The following is a 16,719-nucleotide window of genomic DNA, read 5'->3' as shown; positions in this document are numbered from 1 at the left end:
CTAGACAGGGCTCGAACTTCGCACGCAGGGGTGGTGGCATGAAGACAGCCGGATACATCGTTTCGATGGGCATGCTGTGTGCGTTGTCGGTCGCGGGGTGCTCGACCGAAGACGGCACCGCGCAACCGGCGACGACGACCGCTCGCGGTGGCTCGTGGGGTTCTGGTGCGCCCGCCACCGAACTGCCCGGTGCGGGCGGTCCGACGACCGCACCGGATCGGTCGCCGGTGATCACCGTCGTTCCGACGACGCCGGGCCCTCGCCCGACCGGTCAGGGCGCACCGAGCAGCCTCCCCGGCACCACCGCGCCACAGCCGCCGGTCGCGACCGACGTCGTCTCGCTGGTCGCCGTCGACGCCGCGGGTCAGCCGTCCAACGGTTTCACCGTGTCCGGCTCCACTCCGGTCGGCGTCCTCGACTGCTCCCACATGTCGCCGAGCCGCTCGGCCACCACCGCGGGCATCTACGAATGCGGTGCTTCCGCCGACTCGGCCAACGTGTGCTGGGCGGCTCCCGACAAGGCCTCCCTGCTGTGCGCGAACGATCCGTGGCAGCGCGGTCTGCGCCGGTATACCGTCGACCCGCCGGTCGCCGATATCGGCAAAACCGCGTCGCCCGAGCCGTGGGCACTCGAACTCGCCGACGGCCGCCACTGCCGCATCCGCGTCGGCGGCGCCTGGGGCGGCCGCTCCGACGGCCTGGTCGGCGCCTACTCCTGCGACGGCGGCAACGACGTCGTCCTCCAGCCGTCCACCGCCCGCACCGCCATCGACACCTCGACCAGCACCTGGCAGGTCAGGATCGGGCCACTCGGATCCGGCGCACCCGACTTCCCCGCGCCCGCGACTGTCGCCGTTCGCACCGCCTATTTCGCCGCGGTGAGCTGAGGCAGGTGCGTGGCTGTCCTCGATGTCGAGCCCGCCCTGTCGTGGCGGTACGTTGAGATATGCCCATCGCCTCGCTCAACGGCATCCAGCTCAGCTACGACGTCACCGGTTCGGGACCGCTTGTCCTGCTCGTGATGGGTAGTGGGAGTCCTGGACGTGTCTGGCGCACCTATCAGGTGCCCGCCCTGGTCAAGGCGGGGTTCACCGTCGCCACTGTCGACAATCGGGGGATCGCGCCGTCGTCGGAGTCGGCATCGGGGATCACCATGGCGCAGCTGGTCGGTGATACCGCCGCGCTGATCGAGCACCTAGGGGCTCCGGCGCATGTGGTCGGCACCTCGATGGGCTCGCGGATCGTCGCCGAACTCGCGCTGGCCCGGCCGGAGTTGCTGCGCCGGGCGGTCATGTTCGCCGCCACCGCGCGGCCGTATCCGGTGACGAGCACCCTCAGCAAGGGCGAGCAGGCGTTGTTCGACAAGGGGATTCAGCTACCGCCGGAATACGCGGCCGCCGTCAAGGCGATGATCAATCTGTCGCCACACACTCTGGCCGATCCGGCCAAGGCGCAGGAGTGGCTCGATATCTTCGAATTCACCTCGGGGAAGGGAACTCCCGGCACTCGGGCGCAAGCGGCAATGGATCGGTCGCAGGACCGGCGGCAGGCGTATCGGGGGATCTCGGTGCCCAGCTTGGTGGTCGGGTTCGCCGATGATCAGATGGTGCCGCCGCGGTTCTGCCGGGAGGTCGCCGAGGCGATCCCGACCGCCACCTATACCGAGATCGAACGGTGTGGGCACTACGGATATCTGGAGCGGCCCGACGAGGTCAACCGCATCCTGATCGAATTCCTCTCCGCTGCTCGATAATTCACCACTCACAAGGATCTTCGATGACCGATTCGCCGAACTGCCCCGCCTGTGACGACACGTTCACCTATCGGGAGATGAACGGGACGTGGGTGTGTACCAACTGCGCCAATCAGTGGGGACTGCGCCTGGTCCCGGATCTCGACGACGCCTGAGCCGCGGGTCGGTCAGCTCGTGGTCAGCGCCGACGCGGCGGCCGCGGCGATCGCGGTGGCGACGGCGGCGAGGGCGGGGGAGTGCAGCTTCCACTGCTGCCAGTACAGCGGGACATCGATGTGGGAATCACCGTCGATGTTGACCAAAGTGCCTGTGGTGCGGTCTTTCCCGGTTTGCAGGTCGGGCAGCATGCCCCAGCCGAGGCCGAGCCGCACCGCATCGGCGAACGCGCTCGACGAGGGCACGTAGTGACCCGGCGGATCGACCTGGCGACGGGTGCGCCGGCGTAGCTGGCGGAGCTGGAGATCGTCTTTGCGATCGAAGTGCACGACGGGCGCGTGGGCATACGCGGCGGAGGTCGGGCCGTCGGGGAACCAGGTGCGGACGAACCGCGGTGTCGCCGTGGGGCGGTAGCGCATCGCCCCCAGCGGGGTCACGGTGCAGCCCTGCACCGGTGTGGCGGTGGCGGTGATCGCGGCGGTCACCGTGCCGTCGCGCAGCAACCGGGTGGTGTGTTCCTCGTCTTCGCGGTGCAGGTCGAAGGAGATCCCGGCGGGCACGCTCGCGAGCGCGGGCATGACCCACGATTCGAGGGAGTCGGCGTTGACGGCGATCGGGATGCGGATCGGCCGGTCGGCGGGGCGGTCGGCATCGCCGAGTTCGCGCGCGGTGTCGCCCGCGAGCAATTCCACCTGCCGGGCCAGACGCAGCACCGCGAGCCCGGATTCGGTGGGGCGCACCGGTTTCGAGCGTTGCACCAGCACGCGTCCCGCCGATTCCTCTAGCGCTTTGATTCGCTGGCTGATGGCCGACGGGGTGAGGTCGAGCCGACGGGCGGCCGCGTCGAACGTGCCCTCGGTGAGGACGGCGTTGAGGGCGCGCAGCTGGTCCAGTTGGAAATCCACTGAAGTAACTCTAATGGTAGTGAAGAATCATTAGCTGGACTGAAAATTGACGACCTCTTAACGTCGAGAGCTGTGACGGCATCATCGGCGGCGTCGGCCGCCCTCTCCGGATTGGGCTTCGGGCTCTCGCTCATCGTGGCCATCGGCGCGCAGAACGCGTTCGTGCTGCGTCAGGGGGTGCGTGGGCAGCACGTGTTGCCGGTGATCGCGGTGTGCGCGGTGTCCGACATCGTGTTGATCGGCGCGGGCGTGGCCGGGTTCGGGGCGGTCGTCGAGTCGTTTCCGGCGGTGCTGACCGTCGCCCGGTACGCGGGGGCGGCCTTTCTGGTCGGCTACGCGCTGCTGGCGGCTCGGCGCGCCCTCGGTTCGTCGACCCTGATCACCGACGCGGCGGGTGCCTCGGTGGCCGTCGGTGCGTCCGTGCTCACCTGTCTGGCGCTGACCTGGCTCAATCCGCACGTGTATCTCGACACGCTGGTGCTGCTCGGTTCCTTCGCCAGCACCTACGCGGCGCCCGACCGCTGGTTCCTCGCCGCCGGGGCCATGCTCGCCAGCGTCCTGTGGTTCGGCGCCCTCGGCTACGGTGCTCGCCGGCTCGGTCCGCTCTTCGCGCGCCCGAGGGCGTGGCGTGTCCTGGATTCGCTGATCGCCGTGGTCATGCTCGCGCTGGCCGTCGGCCTGCTGCTCGCCTGAGGCGCGGTGTTAGGACTCCCACGGCTTCACCGGGGGCTTGACCCACAGCAGCTTCTCGTCGGCGTGGGTGCGCACCGCGGCGGCGTGCCGGGGGTTGCGGGCCGCCCAGGCGTCCTTCTGGTCGAGGAGGTCGGCGACCACCTGCCAGGTTTCGCCGGTGCTCGGCGGATTGGTGTCGGCGGCGCGGGCCAGCTTGCGCAGGGTGGCCGCGGGCAGGGCGAGCAGTTCGGCGCTGCGGATATCGCGTGACCAGACGTAGGCGGCCATGCGGCGGGCCTTGGCGACGCGGCTGGCGGTGGCCGCGTCGGAATGCGCGTGATCGGGTGCCTGATCGGCGCTGTCTGGCACGACGGCGATTCTACGACGGAACGCCCGCGCTCCGGTCGGCGATGACCGGGGCGCGGGCGTTCACCCGTCAGGTTGCTCAGTAAGCGGAGTTGACGTTGTCCATGGAGCCGTAGCGCTGCGCCGCGTAGTTGCAGGCCGCGACGATGTTGGCCACGGGGTTCCAGACGTCGAAGGGGGTGCCCTCGACGTGGTAGGTCGCGAAGGTGGGGTCGATCACCTGGAGCAGGCCCTTGGAGGGGATGCCCATCGCGGCGTTGGAGTCCCACAGGTTGATCGCCTGGGGGTTGCCGGTCGACTCGCGCATGATGTTGCGGTGGATGCCCTCGTAGCTGCCGGGGATGCCCTTGGCGGCCATGATGTCGAGCGCTTCGGTGATCCAGCCGTGCAGGTTGTCCTCGTAGGACTTCACCTCGGGCATCGGGGCCGGGGCGGCCTCGGGAGCCGGGGCGGCCTCCGGTGCCGGGGCGGGAGCGGCCTGCGGCGCGGGCGCCGGGATGGCCTGGATGGCGGGGGCGGCGCCGACGGCGGGGATGTTCTCCGCCTGCTCGACGACCATGGCGGCACGCTCGGGAACGCTGTCGTCGGCGAACGAGACGGCGGAGGACGCGGCTACGGCGACCAGGCCGACCGCGGCGACTGCCACGGTGAACGCCTCACGGCGCGAGCGACGGCCGATAACGGTGCTGAGCTTGTCTTTGTTGAGCATGGCTTTTCTGTTCCTTCATCTCTGTCTGGCGACGCAGGCCCTGCATCAGGGCGCGATGGATCGCGCAGCGCGCACGGGAGTACACGCCGGTCAGGCGATGCGTTGTTTCTGTCTGTATGGGAAGGTGCGACACTGTCGGGGGACGAACGCTCGATGGCAGTTCATCGCTGGCGCCGCACGGTGCTCCACAGCTGGCTGCGGGGAGACCACGCGCTGTTCGGTGCTATCGGAGGTTGGATACTTCCGGGCTAACCAAACCGCAGGTCCGTTTGTGACCTGATGACAGAATGGTCACGACGGGTTAACGCAAGGTGAACGAAACCTGAACGGCAAACGCTGCCGATCTTGGTTCATTGCCGGGCAGTTGCAGAATCGTTATGTATGCAGGAGGTTTGCGACTCTGATCTGCGTGGCGGCCGTCACAGAAAAAGTTTGCCCGAATCAGGTTTTGCGGGGGTTTGCGCAGCTAGAGCGAGTCCGAATCGGGCTCTGAGCGCTAGCACGCCGGATTGTCCATGGCAGTCCGATAACGAGATCGTGACCGTTGCCCGGCAACTGCGGCTACCACCTCTCGCAGACCGGCCATGCGGGGCTCGTCCGTCTCGCTCGAACGCCATACGATGCCGAAAGTGCAGTCGGCAAGTGCGTCGACCGGCACGAAGCGCAGGTCGGGGCGTGGGTACAACTGTGCGGCAGAGGCGGGGACGAAGGCGACCGCACCGGTCAGTGCGACGGTCGCGAGCATCGACTCGAACGTCGTGCCCATGGCCGTGGCATAGCGAACGGCTCGGCCGTCGGGCCGAGGGTCGGCGGCCCAGTACGCACGTCCCTCGGGAAACGACTCGGGCACCATCGTGACGACCGCGTGGTGTGCGAGATCGGCCAGGCGCAGCGACTCTCGTCGCGCCAGCGGATCCGTCGCGGCCAGGCATGCGACCCGGCGCTCGACCACGAGTGGAACGACGTGCAGATGCGACGGAACAGGCACATGGACGAACGCCGCATGGATTTCACCGCGCTCCAGCGCGGCCAATTGCTCGGTGAACGTGTCGATCACCTGCACACGAGGGCCCAGTTCCGGAAAACGTGTCGATATTCCATCGATGATCTGGCGGGTCGGGCCGAGTGCCGTAAAACTCTCGCATACCCCGATCCGCAATATTCTCGCTTCTGTCGAGGCGTGATTCGCCATTTCTCTCAACTGCTCCGAGGAATCCACTATCGAACGAGCCAGCGGTAGCAATTTCAGCGCGATAGGAGTGAGTTCTACCCGTCTGCTGGTTCGATCGAAGAGCCGAACTCCCAATCGTTGCTCCAGTGCCCGGATTTGCTGGCTGAGTGCGGGCTGAGTCAGGTACGCGCGGCGCGCTGCCCGGCCGAAATGCAGCTCCTCGGCGAGAACCAGCAGCAGGCGGAGTTGGTGGGGTGTGGGGTCGTCGCCCTGCAAGCTCGAGCCTGTCCCATCCATAACCCACACTCTATCGATGACGGCGAGATCCTGATAGTTACACCGTTGTGAGGCATCGCCCGGGCTGGCAAGGTTTATTTCGCTGCCGCCACGGATCGACCAGCAGGAATAGGAATCATGCGACAAAGTCTCGCCGCACTCGTATTGTGCGTCTTCGGTATTACGACCGGTGAATTCGTGATCGCGGGAATCCTTCCCGATGTCGCGGCTGAATTCGGCGTCTCTATTTCGGCGGCCGGGCTTCTGGTGACCGCTTATGCCGTCGGGATGATCTTCGGTGGACCGGTCGTCACCGCGCTCACCGCGCGCTACTCGCGCAAACCGTTGATCAGCGTGCTGCTCTTGATCGCGGTGGCAGGCAACGTCGCCTCCGCGCTGGCGCCCTCCTATGAGTTCCTCTTCGTTGCCCGCGTTGTCACCGCGCTGGTCACCTCCACGTTCTTCGCGAACGCGATCGTCATCGCGACCGCGACCTCGCCGCCGGACAAGCAGGCGTCCACGGTCTCGAAGCTGGTCTTCGGGATGAACATCGCAATGGTGCTGGGTGCACCGATCGGGACGCTGCTGGGCAATCGGTTCGATTGGCGTACACCGTTTTTCGCGATTGCGGCGGTATGCGCTCTCGGCTTGGTGCTCGTGCTGCGCTCGGTCCCGGAGGTCGCGAACTCCGGCGGGTCGGCGTGGTCGGAATTGCGGGTGTTCGGCGATCGCGACGTTCAGCTGGCCATTGCCGTCACGGCGATCGGCAGTGCGGGCGTGCTGATGGTGTTCGTCTATTTCGCGCCGTTGCTGACCGAGGTCGCGACGTTCGCCTCCAGCGCTGTGGCGGTGATGCTCCTCGTCTACGGCCTCGGCGCCACGGTGGGCAACGTCGTCGGCGGCAGACTGTCCGACCGCTCACCGAAACGTGCGCAGCTCGGTCTGCTCGTGTTGCTGGCCTGTGCGTTGCTGCTGATGTGGGCGGTGAGCGGCCAGACCGTGCTCATCGGCGTGATGGTGTTCCTGGTGGGTGCACTCGGCTTCTCGGTGATCCCGGGAATGCAGGCCCGTGTCCTGAACACCGCGAGGCTGGCCCCGACGCTCGCTATCGCGGTCAACGCCTCGGCGTACCAGCTCGCCGCGGCCTTCGCGGGCTGGTTCGGCGGGCAGGTGATCGACTCTGCCGGACTGCGCGTCGTGTACCTGGTCGCCGCCGCTGTCACTGTCCTCGGTATCGCTGTCAGTGCTGCCGCATGGCACCGTGACACTGCCGAGAGCAAGCGCGTCGCGCCAGTGGCCAACTCTGCCCCTCGTGAGCGAGATCACTGAACGGTGACGGCCTATCCGGCGGCCGAAACGAACGAAGCCCCTGACCATGAGACCTGGTCAGGGGCTTCGTTGTGGTGCGCCATCAGGGACTTGAACCCCGAACCCGCTGATTAAGAGTCAGCTGCTCTGCCAATTGAGCTAATGGCGCATGTCTTTGTTCTTTGCCCCGTCTCCGGTGCGGAACAAACATTAGCAGGCCGTGGGGCGGAAAGTGAAATCGGGCGCTGACCAGCAACAATGCGGCACATCCGGCGTTGTTAACGCCGACGACCTCCGGACCTATCTAACGATTGTGACTTGGTCGTGTCGCGGGGGCTTTCCCGTTGGAACCGGCCGGGTCAGCTGGCAGAATGGGCGAGACGTCGAGTTCGTAACGCCCCCCGCCTACACGGATGGCTCTAGCGATTCGGGTCGGTGGGATCTGCGGCGCACTGTAATCGCGTCGGTACGGAAACGGGGTTGACATGGGTAAGAAGCGGGGGCGACCTCGGTCGCTACGGACGATCGTTCCGATGGTGCTGTTGGCGGTGTTCGCGCTCGGCGCGTCGGCCTGCTCGGCCGCCGAGGGCACCGGGGTGGAGGTGGCGATCGATCGCAACCCCCTCGCCGAGCTCATCAAGCCGAAGCTCGTCTCGACCATCAAGGACGGGCAGGTCGGCGTCTCGCCCGGCATGCCCATGGCCTTCCAGGTCGAGGACGGCAAGTTCACCGACGTCACGCTGACCAACCAGCAGGGCGCCGCGGTAGCGGGTCAGCTGGCCGCGGACGGGCGCTCCTGGTCGACCGCCGAGGTGCTCGGCTACGGCAAGACCTACAAGCTCACGGCCTCGGCCATCGGGCTCGGTGGCGCGAACTCCTCGACGCTGAGCTTCACCACCAGCTCGCCGAAGAGCCAGACCAAGCCGTACCTGCTGCCCGGCGAGGGCGAAGTGGTGGGAATCGGTCAGCCGGTCGCGATCCAGTTCGACGAGAACATCCCCGATCGCCGTGCCGCCCAAGAGGCCATCAAGATCACCACCGAGCCCGCCGTCGAGGGCGCCTTCTACTGGGTGAACAATCGCGAAGTGCGGTGGCGCCCAGAGCATTACTGGACGCCGGGCACCAAGGTGACCATCGATGTGAACGTCTACGGCAAGGACCTGGGCAAGGGTCTGTACGGCCAGGACAACATCCATTCGTTCTTCACCATCGGTGACGCGGTGGTCTTCACCGCCGACGACAACACCAAGCAGGTGGTGGTGGAGAAGAACGGTCAGGTGATCATGACCATGCCCACCTCGATGGGTAAGGACAGCACGCCCACCGACAACGGCGTCTACATCGTCAGCGACCGGCACGAGAAGATCATCATGGACTCCTCGACCTACGGTGTGGCGGTGAACTCGTCCGACGGGTACCGCACGCCGGTCGACTACGCGACGCGAATCTCCTACAGCGGCATCTTCTTCCACTCGGCACCGTGGTCGGTGGGGCAGCAGGGCTACTCCAACTCCAGTCACGGCTGCCTGAACCTGAGTCCGGCGAACGCGCGCTGGGTGTACGAGAACGCCAAGCGTGGTGACATCACCGTCATCAAGAACACGGTCGGCGGCACCCTGTCCGGTGTCGACGGGCTGGGTGACTGGAACATCGCGTGGCCGGAATGGAAGGCGGGCAACGCCGACGCTCCGTAGGCGCGCGACAGACGAAAAACGAAGGGGCACCGGATTTTCCGGTGCCCCTTCGTTGTGTCTGTGGACCGCTCAGAGCGGGGTGGGAAGTTCGCTGCAGTCCATCATCGCCTCGCCCGCGACCGCGAGCGCGCTACCGAAGGCGCCGCACAGAATGCGGCCGCCGAACAGCAGGCGGTCGAGGTTGGGCAGGCCGGCCGAGCCGGTCCCGGAGGACCCGGTGGTTTCGACGCCGGTGGTGGAGCCGCTCTGCGCCGAACCGGATTCGGGCTGATCGCTCGGCAGGCCGAAGTCGCCGATGGGGGTCTCCGCCGTGAAGTCGGTGAGGGGCAGGCCGGGCGAGGCCGTGGCGGTCCCGGCGACGGGGCCGAGCACGGTGACGGCCGCGAGGACGGCGACGACGGTGGAACGCTTCATCAAGGGGTCTTTCCGGTCGAGCGCTGACGCGATGGCGAGATCTGCCCCACATCTGGGCAGCGGTCCAAAGTGTAGCGGTCAAACGTGATGTTCGTCATGGTGGTGCGAGTTATCCGGCGGCGGCCAGGCCCGGTTCGTCGCGATGGATCTCGGACGCGACGCTCAGCTGGTCGACGACCACCCTGCGCGCGCCGCAGCGGCAGCGTTGGTAGGCCACGACGCCCTCGCTGGTCCGGTGGCGTGACTCGATCTGCCAGGTGTGTGCGGGGTGGCTGTTCATGGTTCGAGTCTGATGTAATGGCATTGTGCATTACAACCATTACGGGCGTGAGCCGGTGCTCCTGGGCGTCGACCTGCTCAACGATCCGTGTTCGAACGCCGCGGAGTTGGCGCGACGCTGCGCGGCGGCAGGCTTGGTGCTGTCCACGCCGGTGTCCGACGGCGATCTGACGTCGGTAACGGCCTTCCTGGGGCACTGGCGGGGCGTGGTGGAGTGCGCGGACCGCGCCGAACGTGCGGCCCGGCTCAATGTGCTGCTGGCCGAATACGCCTCCGCGCCCCGCTTGACCGACCATGTGGGCGACGGCTGGCATCTGCATTTCCGTGACCCGGGGGTGGCGACGGACCGCCAGATCGCGGCGCTGATCACCGTCGGCACCGCATTGCACCTCACCGGGCTGGGGATGGACCGTCTCGGCGTCTGCGCGGCGGACGGGTGCTCACAGGTGTACGCCGACACCTCACGCAACGGCAGGCAGCGTTTCTGTAGCCCGGCGTGTGCGAACCGGTCGGCCGTTCGACGGCACCGGGCGAGCCGCGCCGAAAGCGGTGCCGCCCAGGTCGGTCCGTAGCCGCGGGGTGCCGAGACAGCAAAGAAGGCCCGGTCCTTGTGGACCGGGCCTTCTCTTCGGGGTGACCGACGGGACTCGAACCCGCGACATCCAGGATCACAACCTGGTGCTCTACCAACTGAACTACGGTCACCATCACCGGTGAATCACCGGCGCCGTCGATACTAGCGTGACTTTGGTGCCAGGCCCTAATCCGCTGGTAGAGGGCTTGAACCGGTGACGTCCACGGCCTCGGTGGCGGCCTGCGCGGCGGCGGCGATCTCGGTGGTGGTCGGCCCGGGCAGCGGGACGAACGCGGTGCGGCGATAGTACTCGAGTTCGCGGATGGATTCCTTGATGTCGGCCAGCGCGCGGTGGGCCAGGCCCTTCTCCGGTTGCCCGAAGTAGATGCGCGGGTACCAGCGTCGGCACAGTTCCTTGATCGAGCTCACGTCGACCATCCGGTAGTGCAGGTGCGCGTCCAGCTCCGGCATGTCGCGGGCGATGAAACCGCGATCGGTGCCGATGGAGTTACCGCACAGCGGCACCGTGCGCGCGGTGGGCGCGTACTCGCGGATGTAGTCGAGTACCTGCTGCTGGGCCTGTTCGAGAGTGACGGTGGAACGCCGAACCTCTTCGGTCAGACCGGATTTCGCGTGCATGGTGGCGACGACCGGTGGCATGCAGGCCAGGGCGGCGTCGTCGGCGTGGATGACGATGTCGACACCGTCACCGAGAATGTTGAGGTCGCTGTCGGTTACGAGCGCGGCGATCTCGATCAGCTTGTCGCTGTCGAGACGGAGCCCCGTCATTTCGCAATCCATCCAGACCAGGAGTTTGTCTGACACGGGAGCCACCCTAATGGTGGGCCCGGGAACCTGGTCGGCAGGTGTGTCGCGTGGGCGAGGCGGACCGGGTTTGCCGACGACATCCCCGGATGTTTGCCGACCGGGTGACGTGCCCGGATACAGTTTGCCTGGAATTGACCGCAGACGTTTCGAGCATTTCTTGCGTACGTGCCAGTGAGCAGACGGAGGACGCGCGAATGACCACCCCACAGGAGAAGGCGGCAGCGGCACGCAAGGCGGCCGAAGACGCGACCAGGGTCGCCGCCGAGGCCTTGGCGGCCGCGGAGGCCGCCGAGCAGGAAGCCGCGGCGGCGAGCGCGGCACCGGCCACGGACAGTCGACCGGCGGCCGAGGGCGGCGAATCCGATTCTGCGAGTGAGGAATCTACCTCGAAGCCGGCGGCATCCGGCGCGGCCGCGCAGATCGCCGAGGGCTACGCCTTCAGCGGACCCGCACTGGAACTCGGCACGGTGATGGTCGACGGCGTGGCCGATCCTGGTGCGCGCGTGCGTATTCCGCTGCGGATGATGAACCGGCACGGTCTCGTCGCCGGTGCGACCGGCACCGGCAAGACCAAGACCCTGCAGGGCATCGCCGAACATCTGTCCCGCGCGGGCGTTCCCGTGGTGATGGCCGACGTGAAGGGCGACCTGTCGGGCCTGAGCGAGCCGGGCGCCGACACCGACAAGATCCGGGCGCGCGCGGCGGAGACCGGCGCGACCGACTGGGCGCCCGGTGCGTTCCCCACCGAGTTCGTCTCGCTCGGCACCGGCGGCATCGGGGTGCCGATCCGGGCGACGATCACCTCGTTCGGACCGATCCTGCTCAGCAAGGTGCTCGGCCTCAACGACACCCAGGAATCGACGCTCGGCCTGATCTTCCACTGGGCCGATCAGCGCGGCCTCGCCCTGCTGGACCTGAAGGACCTGCGGGCGGTGATCACCCACCTGACCAGTCCCGAAGGCAAGGAAGACCTCAAGGGCATCGGTGGGGTGTCCTCGCAGACGGCCGGGGTGATCCTGCGGTCGCTGGTGAATCTGGAAGCCGACGGCGGCGACACGTTCTTCGGCGAACCCGAACTCGACCCGGCCGATCTGCTGCGCACCGCGGGCGGGCTCGGCGTGATCACACTGTTCGAGCTCGGTCAGCAGGCGGCGCGGCCCGCGCTGTTCTCGACGTTCCTGATGTGGGTGCTCGCCGATCTGTTCCAGACGTTGCCCGAGGTGGGTGACGTGGACAAGCCGAAGCTCGTGTTCATCTTCGACGAGGCGCATCTGCTGTTCGCCGAGGCGTCCAAGGCGTTTCTGCAGCAGGTCGAGCAGACGGTGAAGCTGATCCGGTCCAAGGGTGTCGGTGTGTTCTTCTGCACCCAGTTGCCCACCGACATCCCCAACCCGGTGCTCTCCCAGCTCGGAGCCCGCGTGCAGCACGCGTTGCGCGCCTTCACCCCCGACGATCAGAAGGCACTGTCCAAGACGGTGCGCACGTATCCGAAGTCGTCGGTGTACGACCTGGAAGAGGCGCTGACCTCGCTCGGTACCGGTGAGGCGATCGTCACCGTGCTCTCCGAAACCGGTGCGCCCACGCCCGTTGCCTGGACCAAGATCGCGCCACCGCGCTCACTGATGGACACCATCGGCGACGAGGCGATCAAGTCCAAGGCACTGTCGAGCGCGCTGCAGGGCAGATACGGGCAGAGCGTCGACCGGGAATCGGCCTACGAGATGCTGCTCGCCAGCGTGGCGGCCGCCGAGCCGGTACCCGAATCCGCCCCCGCGCCGGGGCGCTCGACGGACCGGCAGGAAGAGGATTCGGCCGCTGAACGGATCATGGCGAATCCGGCGGTGAAGAGTTTCCTTCGGTCGGCGGCGAGTGCGGCAGGGCGCGAGATCAGCCGCAGTATTTTCGGCACCCGGCGCCGGTGATCGAGTGCGGCCCGTCGATCGGCGGGCCGCACTCCCCGAGTCCCGGGATCAGCCAGTCACCGCGCGAGCTCGCGCATCAGCAGGTCGGCGGTCGTCTCGCGACGGAGCAGCTGCTCGGTGCGGCCGTGGGCGACCGCGACGACCGGCGGCCTGCCCGCTGTTCGATATCCGGCCGCGCACGGGTGATAGGCACCGGTGCACGGCACCGCGAGAACCTCGCCGGCACGAAGATCGGCCGGAATCCGGACCTCGGCGGCGATGAGCCTGCCCGCGGCACCGTGCCTGCTCGCGACCGATGCGGTGAGCTGGGGTCCGGCCGGATGCCGGTTGACCACGAGCGCGCTCACATCGTCGCGCCCGTCGGTATCCCCGTCGACGATCACGCACCTGCCGCCGGCGACCTCGGTGACGGCGAGCACCCGGTGGAGCGTGACACCCGCCCGCGCGACGATCGCGCGCCCCGGTTCCATCGCGAGGACCGGGCGGGGGAAGTGGTGGCGCGCACAGCCCGCGTCGAGCGCGTCATCGAGGATGTCGGCGAGTTCGCGCAGGTTGAGCTCGGCATCGCCGCCGCGCAGCGCCACCGCGTGCCCGCCGCCGATATCGAGATGGGTCAGCAGGGTGCCGTGTTCGGCCTGGATCCAGGCCATCTCGCCGATCATCCGGCGGATCGCCTCGCCGTACAGGTCGGGGTCGTGGATCTGTGCGCCGAGGTGGCAGTGCAGTCCGGTCAGGATCAGCTTCGGCTGCGCGATGATCCGGGCCACGGCCGTGGCGCAGGAATCGCTGCCGAGCGGGAACCCGAACCGTGAGCTGCCCGGCACCTCGATTCCGGGCGCCACCCGCAACAGCACCTGCTGTGGGCGGGTCGCGAGCGAGGCGAGCAGGGTGATCTCGGTGAGGGTGGAGACCACGATGCGGCCGACCCCCGCGCCTACCGCGGCGCGGAGCTCGTCGAAGGGAGCCCCGTTGCCCTGCAGGACGATCCGGCGTGGGTCGATGCCCGCCGCGAGCGCCACCTCGAGCTCACCGGTCGAACCGACCTGCACGGCGAGGCCCTCCTCGGCGACCCAGCGGGCCACCGTGCGCAGCATCAGGGCGGTACCCGCGTAGACGATCTCGGTGTCGGGGAAGTGCTTGCGGTAGGCGCGGCAGCGTTCCCGCACCTCCGTCTCGTCGATCACGCGCACCGGCGTGCCGTACTGGTCGGCGACATCGTGCAGGGCCACGCCGCCGAGGGTGATCCGGCCGTCACCGTCGTAGTGGGTGTCGGCGGGCCACACCGCGGGGTCGAGTCGGGGGACCGCACTCGCACGCAGGGACGGGAAGATATCGAGCAACGTCACGGTGGTCTCCTCCAGGAGGACGCCCCCGCACTCGGACGGCGGGGCCACTTCCAGGACTACGCCGCTCGCGGGCAGCCGAACTCGGTCTTTACGGGTCCTTGACCACCCGGCGACCGTTCCTGACGACTTGCTGACGTGGGTGTCAGCCGCCCAGCTTCTTGTAGAACGCGCCCGCGATCGGTGCGGTGAACGAACGGGGGCCGTAATTGCCCGCCACGCTCATGCCCTTGCTGATCAGGCCGGGGACGATGCGCATCTTGTTGCGGGCCAGCGCGTCGATGGAGACCTTCGCGGTGTACTCCGACGACACCCAGAGGAAGTCGGGAACCATCTTGTCGACGATCGACTGGTCTTCGGGGGCCGGGGTTTCGGTGCGGACGGGGCCGGGCGCCAGCAGGGTGACGTTCACGCCGCTGCCCTTGAGCTCGCCGCGCAGCGACTCCGAGAAGGTGTTCGCGAACGCCTTCGACGCCGCGTAGGTGGCGTTGTTGGGGATCGGCATATTGCCCGCCGCCGAACCGCTGATCAGGATCCCGCCCGCCTTGCGCTCGATCATGCCGGGCAGCACCGCCAGGCTCAGGTCGTGCACGGCAGTGGCGTTGAGTTCCATCTGCATCCGCTCATAGGCGAAGTCGAGCTCGGCGACCGGCCCGAACGTCGCGATGCCCGCGTTGTTGCAGAGAACGGCGATATCGCGAACCGCGAGCTCGTCGACGAGGCTGGCCCGCTGGGTGCGATCGGCCAGGTCGACCGCGCGGACCTCGGCGGTGATGCCGTGGGCCAGGGTCAACCGCTGGGCCAGCTCGGTGAGGATCTCACCGCGGCGCGCGACCAGGATCAGCGAATAGCCGCGCCCGGCCAGTTCGGCGGCCAGCGCGGTGCCGATGCCGGAGGACGCGCCGGTGACGACGGCACGATTGTCTGCAGTGGGGGAGGGCAAGCTCACGAGGGGAGCTTAGGGGATCGGCTACGGCCGTGCGGTGTCCGCATCGACGGGGTGACAGCGCGATGAGAGGGTTCGACGCTGAATGGTCCGGCGCCATCGATACTGGACCGATGGCTGACGAGCAGGTGTTCGGGATGGGCGACGACCCGCTGGCCGAGCCGACGTGGCCCGCGCTCACCGACGACGAGATCGCTCGCGCGGTCGCCGCGACCTGGGGCGGTTCGCCCGCTGCGATCGAATGGCGGGGTGCGCGGCCGTTGTCGTCGACGGTGGGGGTGCGGTTGGACGGTGGGGATCGGCTCGTGGTGAAGCGGATGCCCGCGCGATTACGCGATGTGGTGGCGTTGGGTGAGGAGCATCGGTTCATCCGGCACCTGCGGGTTCGGGATATTCCGGTGCCCGAAGTGCGTGCCACCGTGGGGGATTGGATGAGCGATGAGTCCGGCCGAGACCGTGATGGCGCGACAGGCGCGTTCGTCTACGAGGTGCATCGGGTGGGGATGGGGGAGGATCGGTATCGCGCGGACTTCTCCTGGTCGCCCTATCGCGACCGTGACGATGCGGGGAGCGCTGGGCTGATGCTCGGCCGATTGCATTCGGCCGCAGCAGATTTCGATGCACCGGCTCGACCCGCGCGACCGCTGCTGGCGAGCATGCACAATGACGTGGCGTGCGCCTTCGAATGGCACATCGCCCGACGGCCGTCGGTCGCCCGATTCCTCGGTGCGAGAGACTGGCGCGCTGACATTCCCCAGTTTCACGCCGACCTTTCCGGCGTCGCGCCACTGTGGACGCACGGGGACTGGCACGCGACGAACCTGCTGTGGAACGACCACGAGGTGACCTCGGTGATCGATTTCGGCCTGGCCGACCGGACGACGGCTGTCTTCGACCTCGCCACCGCCATCGAGCGCGCCGCCATCGACTGGGTTTCGCTGCGTGACGGCGGACCCGCACACGTCCGAGCAGACCAGATCACCGCGCTGATCCAGGGATATCAATCGGTTCGACCGCTGTCGGTCGCCGAACAGCGCCTGCTCCCGGACCTGCTCCCGCTCGTGCACATCGGCTACGAACTCTCCGAAATCGACTACTTCCTGACCATCGCCCACGACCCACGCAACGCCGAAATCGCCTACTACGACTGGCTTCTCGGTCACCTGCGCTGGTACGAGACAGCAGAGGGGCGCGAACTACGCGATGTAATTCACGACGCCTCCCTGCGCTGACCGCGCCCGGCACCGCCGGCCGTATTTCCGGCGACACCCACCCCAGGCCACCCCCCGACGACACCCACGATCCGCCATGACCGCACTCCCAGCCCCGCACGACCCGACCTCGAGGAGGGTCCGCCGCGCAGCGGCGCAGCGGCCCGGCCGCGAGTTAGCCACCGTTGCGTC

18 protein-coding genes and 2 tRNA genes are annotated in these 16,719 nt (G+C 67.7%); 9 read left to right on the top strand and 11 right to left on the bottom strand.

Features of this window, described 5'->3' with window-relative positions:
- Window positions 1-38: 38 nt before the first annotated feature.
- Genes ACWFRF_RS30085 through ACWFRF_RS30075 form a run of 3 tightly spaced genes read left to right on the top strand, consistent with a single transcriptional unit; the run spans window position 39 to window position 1,908 of the window.
- Entirely contained in the window at window positions 39-887 is an 849-nt protein-coding gene (locus ACWFRF_RS30085; RefSeq protein ID WP_378994546.1) for a hypothetical protein, read from the top strand.
- Between the two features lie 59 nt (window positions 888-946).
- Entirely contained in the window at window positions 947-1,753 is an 807-nt protein-coding gene (locus ACWFRF_RS30080) for an alpha/beta fold hydrolase (protein WP_378994544.1), read from the top strand.
- A gap of 23 nt (window positions 1,754-1,776) precedes the next feature.
- Window positions 1,777-1,908, top strand: a complete 132-nt coding sequence (locus ACWFRF_RS30075; RefSeq protein WP_378994542.1) for a hypothetical protein — start codon at window positions 1,777-1,779, stop codon at window positions 1,906-1,908.
- Window positions 1,909-1,920: 12 nt separating this feature from the next.
- Here ACWFRF_RS30075 and ACWFRF_RS30070 read toward each other — a convergent pair whose 3' ends face one another.
- Entirely contained in the window at window positions 1,921-2,814 is an 894-nt protein-coding gene (locus ACWFRF_RS30070; protein WP_452453482.1) for a LysR family transcriptional regulator ArgP, read from the bottom strand.
- Between the two features lie 72 nt (window positions 2,815-2,886).
- On the opposite strand from ACWFRF_RS30070, the gene ACWFRF_RS30065 reads away from it, so the two are divergent.
- Window positions 2,887-3,507 (top strand): LysE/ArgO family amino acid transporter, encoded by a 621-nt coding sequence (locus ACWFRF_RS30065; RefSeq protein ID WP_452453481.1) that lies wholly within the window; start codon window positions 2,887-2,889, stop codon window positions 3,505-3,507.
- 9 nt (window positions 3,508-3,516) lie between these two features.
- Here the strand turns inward: ACWFRF_RS30065 and ACWFRF_RS30060 are convergent, their stop codons facing one another.
- From ACWFRF_RS30060 to ACWFRF_RS30050, 3 genes are all read right to left on the bottom strand, one after another.
- Window positions 3,517-3,855: a hypothetical protein gene (locus ACWFRF_RS30060; RefSeq protein ID WP_387445225.1), complete on the bottom strand. Its 339-nt coding sequence runs from the start codon at window positions 3,853-3,855 to the stop codon at window positions 3,517-3,519.
- Between the two features lie 76 nt (window positions 3,856-3,931).
- Entirely contained in the window at window positions 3,932-4,561 is a 630-nt protein-coding gene (locus ACWFRF_RS30055) for a transglycosylase SLT domain-containing protein (RefSeq protein ID WP_378659547.1), read from the bottom strand.
- Window positions 4,562-5,057: 496 nt separating this feature from the next.
- Window positions 5,058-6,155 (bottom strand): LysR family transcriptional regulator, encoded by a 1,098-nt coding sequence (locus ACWFRF_RS30050; RefSeq protein WP_452453479.1) that lies wholly within the window; start codon window positions 6,153-6,155, stop codon window positions 5,058-5,060.
- On the opposite strand from ACWFRF_RS30050, the gene ACWFRF_RS30045 reads away from it, so the two are divergent.
- Entirely contained in the window at window positions 6,147-7,337 is a 1,191-nt protein-coding gene (locus ACWFRF_RS30045; RefSeq protein ID WP_452453477.1) for an MFS transporter, read from the top strand. The genes ACWFRF_RS30050 and ACWFRF_RS30045 overlap by 9 nt on opposite strands.
- Before the next feature lie 72 nt (window positions 7,338-7,409).
- On the opposite strand, the gene ACWFRF_RS30040 is transcribed toward ACWFRF_RS30045, so the two are convergent.
- Window positions 7,410-7,485: transfer RNA gene (locus ACWFRF_RS30040), tRNA-Lys, on the bottom strand.
- A 316-nt stretch (window positions 7,486-7,801) separates the two neighbouring features.
- Between ACWFRF_RS30040 and ACWFRF_RS30035 the strand changes: the two genes are divergently transcribed.
- Entirely contained in the window at window positions 7,802-9,010 is a 1,209-nt protein-coding gene (locus ACWFRF_RS30035) for a L,D-transpeptidase (protein ID WP_378994530.1), read from the top strand.
- A gap of 69 nt (window positions 9,011-9,079) precedes the next feature.
- On the opposite strand, the gene ACWFRF_RS30030 is transcribed toward ACWFRF_RS30035, so the two are convergent.
- Window positions 9,080-9,424, bottom strand: coding sequence for a hypothetical protein (locus ACWFRF_RS30030; protein WP_378994528.1), 345 nt, complete (start codon window positions 9,422-9,424; stop codon window positions 9,080-9,082).
- 109 nt (window positions 9,425-9,533) lie between these two features.
- Window positions 9,534-9,704 carry a hypothetical protein gene (locus ACWFRF_RS30025; protein ID WP_378994526.1) on the bottom strand — a complete coding sequence of 57 codons (171 nt, stop codon included), beginning with the start codon at window positions 9,702-9,704 and terminating at the stop codon, window positions 9,534-9,536.
- A 25-nt stretch (window positions 9,705-9,729) separates the two neighbouring features.
- On the opposite strand from ACWFRF_RS30025, the gene ACWFRF_RS30020 reads away from it, so the two are divergent.
- On the top strand, window positions 9,730-10,275 hold the full coding sequence (locus ACWFRF_RS30020; protein WP_452453475.1) for a CGNR zinc finger domain-containing protein: 546 nt from the start codon (window positions 9,730-9,732) through the stop codon (window positions 10,273-10,275).
- A 60-nt stretch (window positions 10,276-10,335) separates the two neighbouring features.
- On the opposite strand, the gene ACWFRF_RS30015 is transcribed toward ACWFRF_RS30020, so the two are convergent.
- Together ACWFRF_RS30015 and orn are read right to left on the bottom strand one after the other, a co-directional pair.
- Window positions 10,336-10,408 (bottom strand) — tRNA-His (locus tag ACWFRF_RS30015).
- Between the two features lie 55 nt (window positions 10,409-10,463).
- Entirely contained in the window at window positions 10,464-11,102 is a 639-nt protein-coding gene (gene orn, locus ACWFRF_RS30010) for an oligoribonuclease (RefSeq protein WP_101464057.1), read from the bottom strand.
- Window positions 11,103-11,299: 197 nt separating this feature from the next.
- On the opposite strand from orn, the gene ACWFRF_RS30005 reads away from it, so the two are divergent.
- Window positions 11,300-13,027, top strand: coding sequence for a helicase HerA-like domain-containing protein (locus ACWFRF_RS30005; protein WP_452453472.1), 1,728 nt, complete (start codon window positions 11,300-11,302; stop codon window positions 13,025-13,027).
- A 56-nt stretch (window positions 13,028-13,083) separates the two neighbouring features.
- Here ACWFRF_RS30005 and ACWFRF_RS30000 read toward each other — a convergent pair whose 3' ends face one another.
- The gene (locus tag ACWFRF_RS30000) at window positions 13,084-14,373 is read right to left on the bottom strand and encodes a diaminopimelate decarboxylase family protein (RefSeq protein WP_379315642.1); all 1,290 of its coding nucleotides are present in this window, start codon (window positions 14,371-14,373) and stop codon (window positions 13,084-13,086) included.
- Between the two features lie 142 nt (window positions 14,374-14,515).
- The gene (gene cmrA, locus ACWFRF_RS29995) at window positions 14,516-15,319 is read right to left on the bottom strand and encodes a mycolate reductase (protein ID WP_378994513.1); all 804 of its coding nucleotides are present in this window, start codon (window positions 15,317-15,319) and stop codon (window positions 14,516-14,518) included.
- A gap of 110 nt (window positions 15,320-15,429) precedes the next feature.
- Here cmrA and ACWFRF_RS29990 point away from each other — a divergent pair, with 110 nt between their 5' ends.
- Window positions 15,430-16,548, top strand: a complete 1,119-nt coding sequence (locus tag ACWFRF_RS29990) for a phosphotransferase enzyme family protein (protein ID WP_452453469.1) — start codon at window positions 15,430-15,432, stop codon at window positions 16,546-16,548.
- The last annotated feature ends 171 nt before the right edge of the window (window positions 16,549-16,719 follow it).

The organism is Nocardia sp. NPDC055165, from assembly GCF_053606985.1.
The sequence above is the reverse complement of the archived record's forward strand: the minus strand, read 5'-3'. Positions and strand labels throughout refer to the sequence as shown.